The organism is Bowmanella pacifica, from assembly GCF_014645355.1.
Lineage (GTDB): Bacteria > Pseudomonadota > Gammaproteobacteria > Enterobacterales > Alteromonadaceae > Bowmanella > Bowmanella pacifica.
The window spans coordinates 38,329-48,380 of sequence record NZ_BMLS01000010.1 but is presented as its reverse complement, the minus strand read 5'-3'; the positions used below and the strand labels follow the sequence as shown (position 1 = coordinate 48,380).

General features: G+C 48.1%; 9 protein-coding genes. 1 reads left to right on the top strand and 8 read right to left on the bottom strand.

All coding sequences use genetic code 11. The annotated features are described in order from the left end of the window. Nucleotides 1–471: 471 nt before the first annotated feature. The 4 genes from IEX02_RS20125 to yihG (IEX02_RS20110) all read right to left on the bottom strand — a co-directional run bounded on the left by IEX02_RS20125 (nucleotide 472) and on the right by yihG (IEX02_RS20110) (nucleotide 5,220). The gene (locus tag IEX02_RS20125; protein WP_188699263.1) at nucleotides 472–2,034 is read right to left on the bottom strand and encodes a beta-N-acetylhexosaminidase; all 1,563 of its coding nucleotides are present in this window, start codon (nucleotides 2,032–2,034) and stop codon (nucleotides 472–474) included. Between the two features lie 154 nt (nucleotides 2,035–2,188). Further along, the gene (locus IEX02_RS20120; protein ID WP_373285048.1) at nucleotides 2,189–3,445 is read right to left on the bottom strand and encodes a mechanosensitive ion channel family protein; all 1,257 of its coding nucleotides are present in this window, start codon (nucleotides 3,443–3,445) and stop codon (nucleotides 2,189–2,191) included. Further along, the gene (gene yihG, locus IEX02_RS20115; RefSeq protein WP_188699262.1) at nucleotides 3,446–4,342 is read right to left on the bottom strand and encodes a 1-acylglycerol-3-phosphate O-acyltransferase, YihG family; all 897 of its coding nucleotides are present in this window, start codon (nucleotides 4,340–4,342) and stop codon (nucleotides 3,446–3,448) included. Beyond that, entirely contained in the window at nucleotides 4,336–5,220 is an 885-nt protein-coding gene (gene yihG, locus IEX02_RS20110; RefSeq protein ID WP_188699261.1) for a 1-acylglycerol-3-phosphate O-acyltransferase, YihG family, read from the bottom strand. The genes yihG (IEX02_RS20115) and yihG (IEX02_RS20110) overlap by 7 nt, the downstream gene beginning before the upstream one ends. Before the next feature lie 79 nt (nucleotides 5,221–5,299). Here yihG (IEX02_RS20110) and proB point away from each other — a divergent pair, with 79 nt between their 5' ends. Next, a complete protein-coding gene (gene proB, locus IEX02_RS20105; protein WP_188699260.1) occupies nucleotides 5,300–6,418 on the top strand; it encodes a glutamate 5-kinase in 1,119 nt (372 codons plus the stop codon). A gap of 4 nt (nucleotides 6,419–6,422) precedes the next feature. Here the strand turns inward: proB and IEX02_RS20100 are convergent, their stop codons facing one another. The 4 genes from IEX02_RS20100 to IEX02_RS20085 form a co-directional block, all read right to left on the bottom strand. After that, complete coding sequence (locus IEX02_RS20100) at nucleotides 6,423–7,619, bottom strand: Nramp family divalent metal transporter (protein ID WP_188699259.1); 1,197 nt, start codon at nucleotides 7,617–7,619, stop codon at nucleotides 6,423–6,425. 101 nt (nucleotides 7,620–7,720) lie between these two features. Then, nucleotides 7,721–7,888, bottom strand: coding sequence for a hypothetical protein (locus IEX02_RS20095; protein WP_188699258.1), 168 nt, complete (start codon nucleotides 7,886–7,888; stop codon nucleotides 7,721–7,723). A 137-nt stretch (nucleotides 7,889–8,025) separates the two neighbouring features. Beyond that, entirely contained in the window at nucleotides 8,026–9,054 is a 1,029-nt protein-coding gene (locus IEX02_RS20090; RefSeq protein ID WP_188699257.1) for an AraC family transcriptional regulator, read from the bottom strand. A 7-nt stretch (nucleotides 9,055–9,061) separates the two neighbouring features. Further along, a complete protein-coding gene (locus tag IEX02_RS20085; RefSeq protein WP_188699256.1) occupies nucleotides 9,062–9,955 on the bottom strand; it encodes a GGDEF domain-containing protein in 894 nt (297 codons plus the stop codon). Nucleotides 9,956–10,052: the final 97 nt, after the last annotated feature.

Genomic DNA, 10,052 nt, shown 5'->3' with positions numbered 1-10,052 from the left:
ATGTGAGAGTAGCACACCGCCAGGCTCCCAATACGAAGAAGGGCTATCCAAGTGGATAGCCCTTTTTTATTGCCTATGATTTGGGTTTATCAAAGCTTACTTAGCATCACCAGGCCCTGCGCCCTTCATCAGCAAGAGTCTCCTGACGAATGTTTCTATCCGATTAGCACTTTATGCAATGCCTTGCTTATACCGAAGAGAAGTAAGCACTGTATCTACCTTCCTTTCAAGCATGTATTTTGCTTTCCTGAATGGTCTGAATAGAGAGCGACCACAGGCCTTTCGGGAGGCTGTTTCTATAGGCTGCTCAACTTCACTTCTATCTAAGCTCAGCGTATTTGACTACATATCTACTGACAGGCGTAGGAGGTCTTACTGATGGCGCTGCGTAGCAAAAGGTGTAGAGGGTCTTAATAAGGCTAAAGGAAATAAAAAGCCCGGCTTAAAGCCGGGCTTATGCTATTAGGTTTATTACTGCCAGTTTAGCTGGGGTTCTTTGTGATACTGAACATTCAACTGGTCAAGATGGCCGCGCAGGCTTGATAGGCGCTCGGTAAATTGCTGATAGCTACGTTGCTCCTTAGGGGTCCAGGCTACCTCGGCAATCGCTGCCAGACGGGGCCAGTTTCTGTTATCAGCGGTAGCTCCATCGCGAACCAGCTCGGACCACATCGCCCCTTCTACGCCGACGGCTTGAGTGTAATTTTCAGGCGTCAGGCTATAAACCCGCTCGAGGGGAATGCCTTCTTTGGCACACCAAGTGTAAGTCTCAGGCTGTCCATTATAGTTACCATGATCAAGATAAGTGTAACTACAAGGAGAAAGCACCAGATGGATGCCTTTATCCAAGGCTGGCTGGATATCGTAGTTATCATTCCAAAGTTGCAGTAATGAGCTAGGGCGAATATCTCCTGCTGAAGCTTCTTCCCAGGCAAGTACTTCACGGTCTAATGACGCGACTATTTTGTCGACCTGAGTGATAAAGCCCGCGAAACTAGACTTTTCTTCATTAAGTACTTCATCTCCGCCTATATGCAGATACTTGGAAGGAAATATTGCGGCTACTTCGGTTAATACATCTTCCACAAAGCGGTAGGTCAGGTCTGGTTTCTCGCTCGTACACAGTGCACTAAAGCCAACGCAGGTTCCTTCATACAGACCCAGTCTGGCATCACCTACTACGTCTTTACACTGGTTTTGAACTGAGCTTTCTGTCACGTAACCACAGGCTAGCTCATTATAAGAAGCTATCGCAGCCTGTGTGTGACCAGGAAGATCGATCTCAGGAATGATTTCAACTTGATGCTGGGCTGCAAATTCAACCAATTCCCGCATTTGTTCCTGAGTGTAGTATCCACCAGGGCCACCGCCCACTTGGGTAGAACCTCCTACAGTCGCTAGCTTAGGCCAGCTTTTGATTTCCAGTCGCCATCCCTGATCATCGGTTAAATGCAAATGCAGTTTGTTGAGTTTAAAGCTTGCCATCCGCTCGATATGTTGTTTCAGATAATCAAGGCTCTGGAAGTTACGGGCCACATCCAACATGCTCCCTCGCCAGGCATATTGGGGTTGGTCTTCAATCTGTAAGTTAGGGAGAACATATTGCTCATGCTGCTTTGCGGGTAATAGCTGACGTAGGCTTTGTACCCCATAGAATAACCCGGTATCACTTGCTGCCTTAATTTGGACACCTTGATTAATGGTCAATTGGTAACCTTCGTCGCCGAGTGACAAAGAAGGATCTAGTTCCAGCCTAATGACAGCGTTGTCATTTTGGCCCTGCTTAATACCTAGCTGAGAGAGCAAAGCCGAAATTGCTGCCGCGCTGTCTGGGGCATTCTTATCACTGATCAGTTTAATTTCACCTGGCAAGGTAAAGTGACCAGCAGACTGAGAAATAGAAGTGGGATAGGGCACTAAGCGAGTTTGTGTACTTACTGCCTGGCTGACTGCTTGAGTGCTTGCAGGCGGCTCGTCATTTTGACAGGCCACAAGTAACACCGACATGGCCACGACTAAGGTTTTTTTAATCATAATATTACTAGCCTCGGTTGTTCAAAATTAGATTTCTATTCAAAAGGTTACACATCAAATAACGTTTGAGATAAGTAAAATTCACCCTACAGTAGGCTGTCGTTTAGTCAATGCCGTTGAACCGATTTGTTCTGTTGTTTACCTTTCGTTAACATCAATGGGTGGCCGGTCTGTCACTCACTCGTTGGTAAGCCCGTAGCCCGAAGCTGGGTAACATGGCCAGTAGATGATCAAAAATATCAGACTGAATGCCTTCATAGTTGACCCAGTTTTTGTCAGCGCTGAAACAGTAAACTTCTAATGGCAGACCTAACTCGGTTGGTGCAAGCTGACGAACCATCAATGTCATATCTTGATTTATCTTTGGATGGTTCTGCAGATATCTGACCATATAGGCTCTGAAGGTACCGATATTGGTCAGTCGTCTGGCGTTGAGCAGATCCTGTTCGGTAATGCTGTTGTCCTGGTTGTATTTGGATAGTTCACGCTTCTTCTCACTTATGTAGTCTTTGATAAAGCGTATCTTTTCCCAGTTATCCAGCATGTCCTGATCACAAAAACGGACACTCTGAATATCTATGTTGATAGCGCGCTTTATCCGACGTCCGCCTGACTCCTGCATCCCACGCCAATTCTTGACTGAATCGCCGATCAGCGCGTAGGTAGGGACAGTAGATATAGTATTGTCCCAGTTTCTGACTTTAACTGTGGTGAGTCCTAGCTCCAATACGGTGCCATCCGCACCGTACTTGGGTAGCTCTATCCAATCGCCGTTGTTTACCATGCGGTTTGCAACAATCTGCACACCTGCCACAAAACCGAGAATAGTGTCTCTGAATACCAATAGCAGTATTGCTGCCGCCGCACCTAAGCCTGACATAATCAGAACTGGTGATTTCTCCAGCAGATTAGACACGATAAGTATGATAGCGATCAGCGCAAGAACCAGTTTACCAACCTGGATAAAGCCGGTGATAGGAACCCGCTGGGCGAGTCTGGATGCGTCGTAAATATCCTCAATGGTGTTAAGCACCGCGCTCATTACCATCACCATGGTCAAAAGGATATAAATAAAGGCCAGCTTCTGCAGTAAGGCTTGTAGCAGCGGCGCGTGGGCAAACAATAACGGACAAAGTACATAAAGCATCACGCCGGGGACTAGATGGGCACCACGCCGGAAGAAATGATGGCGCTGCAGTTCATCATCCCAGGTTGCTTTAGTGGCGAGAATAAGGCGTGCTAACTTACCACTGAACAGGCGACGAGTAATTTTAAAGGATAGCCAGCAAACACCGAGTAGAAGCAGCAATGAAAACAGGGAAAAAAGGGGAGAACTGGGGTTAATGTCTAATCCCCATTGACTGAAACTGTCTAAAAGCAACTGGCTGATTTGGGTGGGCTTTTCTTTCACCTAGTTATTGTCCCTTAGTTGTTGGATAAGGCTATCCTTTTCCTGCCAAAGCTGGTTTAGCCAGCCCTGAAACTGTTGTCTAAATTCATCGTCTTCTTGATAATCTCCGACCAATTGTTCTGCCAGCGGAATCGCTTTTGCTCTGAGTACAACTTTGGTCAGTTTTCCGCATAGCATATCCATCATGACATGTTGGCGATTATTAGGATAGACAAGGGTTACGTCTATAATGTCGTCAAAGAGGTCACCCATTGATGCCAGGGTAAAGGCGACGCCACCTGCTTTTGGGGATAGCAGGTTGTTGTAGGGGCTTCCTTTACTACGATGTTTTTGCTCTGTGAATCTAGTCCCTTCTACAAAATTGATGACTGTGGTGGGGATAGTGCAGAACTTCTCACAAGACTTTTTTGTGGCTTCCAGATCTTTTCCTTTCAGATGAGGGTGCTTGTTGAGGAACTCGGCGTTGTAGCGACGCATAAAGGGCATATCTAACGCCCAGGCGCCTAAGCCGATAAAGGGCATCCAGATAAGCTCTTGTTTAATAAAGAACTTAGTTGCTGGGATACGTCCGCATGAAAAGTGCATTAATAATATGATGTCCAACCAACTAATATGGTTAGCCATGACCAGATACCAACCATTTTGCCTGAGCGTACCTTCAATCTGATAATCCCATTCAACCTTGTTAAACAGGTTAATTATGCCAACCGCACAAAGTGCGAAGCCTCGCAGTGCGGCATTTAGTAAGCGGTTAATGATGTGGGTTAGTGCAGTAATAGGGCTGATAAGCTTGATCAGGCCAAGCAGGATAATCACTGAGCCCCATATGATCAGATTAAGGATCTGAAATAGTGCATGGAAGGGCAGCAGCACTATACCCGGTAACATACTCAACATTGCTGGCCCGCTGCGAGTTGTTTCAGGGCGTTGTCTTTGCTTTGCCAGTGTTGATTGAGCCATCCTTGAAACAGTTGGCGATGCTCTGCATTTTCGAAGTAGTCCTCGGGCATCAGGTTTTCTAAGGACATCACATGAACGCGAACTTGAATATCTTTTACTTTTCCACAAGCGAAATCCCAAAAACTAGGTATGCCTTGTGGATAATGAATAGTGACATCCAATAGCTTATGCAACTTGTTGCCCATGGCACTTAACACAAATGCAATGCCGCCAGCCCGGGGAAGCAAGAGGTGCTGAAAAGGACTCTCCTGCAGGCGTTGTTTGGCTGAAGTGAAACGTGTTCCTTCCACAAAGTTCATAATGCTGACTGGAATATGGCTGAACTTCTCGCAGGCACGACGGGTGGTCTCCAGGTCTTTGCCCTTTAGGTGAGGATGTTTCTCTAAGAAACTTCGTTTATAACGGCGCATAAAAGGAAAATCCAAGGCCCACCAAGCAAGTCCCAGAAATGGCACCCAAATCAGCTCTTTCTTGAGAAAGAACTTCAAAAAAGGAATGCGGCCGCTAAATACCCGCTGCAATACCAGAATGTCTACCCAAGACTGGTGGTTAGCAATGACAAGGTACCACTCTTTACGTTTTAGATTCTCCAATCCCGTTACATCCCAATGTACACGACTGGTCAGATTTTGGTTTAGCGTATTGACTCTAATCCAGGCTGAGGCGCATCCGTCCAGTAGGCTACTGAGCAGGCGCTGCCACGCAGAAATGGGGATAAGTTTGAGAACGGAGAGCAGCATAATGGGCACGAACCAGAACAGGGTGTTCAGGGTATAACCTACTATCGATAACAAGCCTATAAAAATTCGCCACATTTGATATTGCCTTAGACCGAACAAGCAACGTATTTTATGCGCACCCTCGTTATATCTCAAAGTTAATCCAGGCAGGCTCATGAGTCAGGTAGACTTAGCAACAACAAAATTTAACTGGCAACGCGCCGTCATTAAGGTCGGTAGTGCGTTGATTGCCCCAGATGGGGCCGGATGCAGGACAGAATATCTGTTGGCGCTTGCCCAGTTTATTAATGCCAGCCGTCGTCAGGGCAAGGAAGTGGTATTAGTCTCCTCCGGCGCTGTCGCTGCTGGGCGTAACGTAATGAGCGCTGAGCACAAACCAACCTTGGCACAGAAGCAAGCCATGGCCGCAGTGGGACAAACCCGTATGATGGCAAACTGGGCTCGGTTATTTGACTTTCCAACTGCGCAGATCCTTCTGACCCATGGTGATATTAGAGACCGCGATCGTTACCTGAATATTAAGAGCACCATTCGTGAATTATTGGCCCATCAGGTTTTGCCGATCGTAAACGAGAATGACTCGGTGGCGACCGAAGAGCTGAAATTTGGGGATAACGACAATCTTGGTGCGCTGGTCGCCTTGGTGGCTGATGCCGATACCCTGATTATCTGCACTGATGTGGACGGTTTATATGATGCTGATCCACGGAGTAATCCTCAGGCCAAGTTACTGACATCAGTTCAATCTGTTAGCAAAGAGATAATGGCGCTGGCCGGAGGCAGTGGTTCGTCGGTGGGCACCGGAGGCATGCAAACAAAGTTGCAGGCCGCTAAAAAAGCCAGTGCCAATGGTATTCAGACGTTAATCGTAAATGGGTACAAGGCTGCATCATTTTCAGCCCTTGCAAACGGACAGGTTCCTGGGACGGTGTTTGCTCCTGCTCTGTCGCGTAGCGGAGCAAAAAAGCAGTGGTTGCGACATAGTTTAAAAGCCAAAGGTAAGCTGCATATTGATGCTGGGGCCAAACAAGCACTGACTAAACGAGGAGCTTCCTTGCTACCGGTTGGGGTGTTGTCTGTTGATGGTCATTTTGCGGCAGGTGATGCGGTTGAAATATGTTTTGAAAATGAGTTGCTGGCGATTGGGCTAAGCCTATTTGGGGCGACGGATCTAAGCAAGATAACCGGTCTGCAAAGCCAACAACTGGAAGCCGTGCTTGGTTATGCTGGCAATGAAGAAGTGGTGCACAGGGATGACTTAGTACTGCTCTGAACCTTCAGAGCAGAGACCAAAGCTTGTAACCACTAAGGGCACACAGAAATAACACGACGATAGTGCCAGCCAGGTTGGCTAGATTGCCATTGATATGCTCAGCCAATAAAGCCTTACGATTCATTAACCAGAGTAAATACAGGGCTATCACAGGTAGCAATACACCATTGGTGGCCTGGGCAAACAAGATAATGGCCAGCGGACTCATAGATAAACCTGCACCGATGACTCCGCACAGTAAAATGCTAAGCAGAACCAGCCGAAATGGTCTCGAGCGCATATCTGTAGACCATCCAAGCATGCCGCATACCGCGTAAGCGCCAGCCAAGGGGGCGGTAATAGCGCTAGTTAATCCGGCTGCAAACAGGCCGGTTGCAAAGAATGCTTGTGCAGCCGAGCCTAGTAAAGGTTCCAGTTGGTTGGCCATGCTGGCAGCGTTGTTGGGACTTCCTGCCAGGGCATTGCCATAAAAGGTTGCGCTGGCAGTGGCCACAATCGCCAGTGTAATCAATCCGCCTAAGCCAATTGACAGGCTATTGTCCATATTCATGCTAGTCAGATCTTTCTGCCAGTCAGCCGTATTTCGTTTGGCCATCACACTGGCATGCAAAAACAGGTTGTAGGGCACAATAGTCGTGCCGATCAGGGCTAGCAAGGTGGTTAGTGCACCATCCGGAATCTGGGGGGTAAACAAACCTGATAATAACGCTGCCGGATCGGGGCGAGACAGAAACATGGTAGTGATAAAGACAATGCTCATCAAAATGACCAGCCCCATCAGCACTTTTTCCAACATATTGTGCTTGCCACTGTACAACAGCAAAGCGGCAATAGTGGCGAGTAGCAGCGCCCAGCCTTGTACTGAACCTGAGAAAATGGCATTCAAACCCAAAGCGGCACCGGTTAGATTACCGGCTTCATAAGCGGCGCTGCCTATACCTATGGCGCTGACCACAAGGAATGTACTCAAATATCGGGGTATGCCTTCAGGGAGTTGTGATCTGAGAGATTCAGCCAGGCCCTGCCCAGTGGCTAAGCCGAGTTTGGCTGCCATGCCCTGTAAAATAATGGTGGCGACTACAGCGAACAGCAGCACCCACAGTAAACTGAAGCCAAAGTTGGCACCAGCCAGGCTGGCAGTGGTAATAGTGCCGGGACCAATAAATGCTGCTGTGATCAGTAAACCAGGGCCAAATCGCATAGAGTGCTTAGTCAACAAAACAAGAGATGAGGCACAGAATAACAGGCTGACGGGGGAAGGAAAGTCTGCCGGGCTGAGCTGCACCCGGCAGCAACAAGATGCTAAAACAACGAGTCGCCCATACGCAGGGTCTTTTTCTTGATAGACACATCAGCACTCAATGAGTCTTCCATATTACGAAAGTGCTTGGTGTTCTTGCCTTTATCTTGAGCCAAAGAGTACAGCAACAGAAATACCACTACTGCAAAAAGTAATGTGAGCACGAGCATATACAAATCCTTTCAATACTGTATGCCGAAATACACTACGGCTGCATCAGCCTACCGACGCAGTATTTAACGAGTGTGAAAGTATAGTGAAGTTTTCACTAAACGGGCCGCAGATTTTACTCCTGGCAGATGGTTTTTCAACCGGAAAAATCAATTAACTTCCAGCTTAATCTAGCTTGACTAGGGGTTGACCCTGTCCAACGTTTGAAAGCGCGGCGAAAATTGGGAATATCGTTGAACGCCATTTGCGCGGCAATATCTTCATTATTCAAACCCTTAACGTGCAACAGGTACAAAGCTTGTTGTCGGTGCACTTCGTCCTGTAACTGCATAAAGCTGGTGCCATGTTGTTTCAATCGTCGTTTAAGGGTAGCCGGGCTGATGACCAACGCCGCGGCAATTTCCTGAAGGTTGGTGTTTTTATCATTGATGATGTGCTGACGTATTACTTCCAGAAACCCCAGTCGTGGTGCTTGTGAGGAGCGGTGAAGTTGTCGTAGGGCATGCCACCGCAAGGTTTGGCTGGCTTGTGGACAAGCATAATGCAGATATCGCTGGTCAAATCGGATGCACAAGAACGGCTGAGAAAAGCGCAGCCTATAGCCCAGGTTTTCTTCAAACTCTTGAATGTAGCGGGGGCGGGGAAAAGGAAAATCAAAGTGAAAAGGGATACGTTGTCCAAGCAGCAAGCGACAAGCTGAGACCAGCGCTGCGCAGTAAGTTTCAATCACAAACTGATATTCGTTACCGCAGCCAATGGCATCATCAAGCAGCAGGAAGCAGCATTGTTCATGGCGATACAAACGCGTTTGGACAAAAGGAAATAATTGCATTTTTACCAGAGAATAGAGTCTGAAAGCATCTCGCAAATTCTGGCTTTGCAAAAGTAGGTTGGACGCCTGGGAGTAATGTCCCGGGAATAATCGTCGACCAAGCTGGAAGGCTGCGTCATTGCCGGGCATCAGTTGCCTGGCATTGGCCATTAACCGTAGCATTTGTGAAGCGCAAAGCAGTGACGTTCCTTCGCGCATGTCTTCATAGAATATGCAGGTTCCGCGCAGCAATTTATTTCGGTCTACCCCCCGGTTGGCGGCAAGATCAATCAGGCTTGCCGCAATCTGTTGAGCAGGGAAATACTTGTCATCCAGCGCAGCATAGGCCTTCACTGTTGGGTTAGCTCCCTTGCCTGCTGAGTTCCAATTGCCTGTTTAAGCGCTGCAGCAGGGGCTCGACCTGATCGGTGTTTACCGCACTGACCAAAGCACTGCTTAGTGTATGGAACACGGTCTCACCGTTTTCACGGGTTTTAAAGGCGAAGTGTCGAATAGACTCTTTGATTTGCGCTGCCAGTGTGATGGCGGCGGGACGAGGTGTATCGGGGAGTAGCACGATGAATCTGTCGCCAGCATATCGACAGGCTAAATCCGATTGACGGATATTCATCAGGATCAGTTCTGACATCTCGCGCAGCAGCCGGTCACCCTCTTGACCGCCATAACGCCGATTGAACTGATCAAAGTTATCAATATCCAGCATTAACACTGACAGGCTATGACTAACTTGTAGTTGCTTGGCTAAGTGTGCTCGCAAATAGTCGGCATCGTAGAGGCGGGTCACCCAGTCCACCTGGTGATGCTGACGTGATTGCGCTTCTCTACGCCTGAGCTGCGCATTCAGGGTGAGTTGTTCCTGATGCCATTGATACAAGGCCCAGGTCATCATAATCATACCGAAAGGGGCCGGGATCGACTCCACCACGCTTAGCCAATGGCCGTTCTCTTGCCGGATAAATTCATCCAATAAATCCAGTAAAGCAGAAAACATAAAACAGCTCAGCCCAACAACCAGCATATCAGTCACCCGCCCCGGAGGGCGGCTGACAAAAAGAAAAAACAGCCATACCAGAGTGAGCACGGCTACGCCGCCTTCGCCGGTTATATCCAGCCAGGATATCTCCGGCCAGGTTTTGAGCTGACCTTGTGTGAGGCTCAGTAAAATGGCAGCCAGAGCAATACATAACACCAGGCAGATGCGTGTGCGGTGCAGCGGTAAAAGCGAGTAGTTCATAACATATCCGAGGCCGTGGAATGTGCGGATGCTAATGCATGTCAAAAGCACAAAGCAGGGTCATTTTGGCTCAGGCAGATGACATAAATGTGATCGC

What these genes read in the sequence shown, in the direction of transcription:
- IEX02_RS20085 (WP_188699256.1), bottom strand. Translation starts at nt 9,955, where the DNA reads ATGAACTACTCGCTTTTACCGCTGCACCGCACACGCATCTGCCTGGTG.
- yihG (WP_188699261.1), bottom strand. Translation starts at nt 5,220, where the DNA reads ATGTGGCGAATTTTTATAGGCTTGTTATCGATAGTAGGTTATACCCTG.
- proB (WP_188699260.1), top strand. Translation starts at nt 5,300, where the DNA reads ATGAGTCAGGTAGACTTAGCAACAACAAAATTTAACTGGCAACGCGCC.
- IEX02_RS20100 (WP_188699259.1), bottom strand. Translation starts at nt 7,619, where the DNA reads ATGCGATTTGGCCCTGGTTTACTGATCACAGCAGCATTTATTGGTCCC.
- IEX02_RS20095 (WP_188699258.1), bottom strand. Translation starts at nt 7,888, where the DNA reads ATGCTCGTGCTCACATTACTTTTTGCAGTAGTGGTATTTCTGTTGCTG.
- IEX02_RS20125 (WP_188699263.1), bottom strand. Translation starts at nt 2,034, where the DNA reads ATGATTAAAAAAACCTTAGTCGTGGCCATGTCGGTGTTACTTGTGGCC.
- yihG (WP_188699262.1), bottom strand. Translation starts at nt 4,342, where the DNA reads ATGTTGAGTATGTTACCGGGTATAGTGCTGCTGCCCTTCCATGCACTA.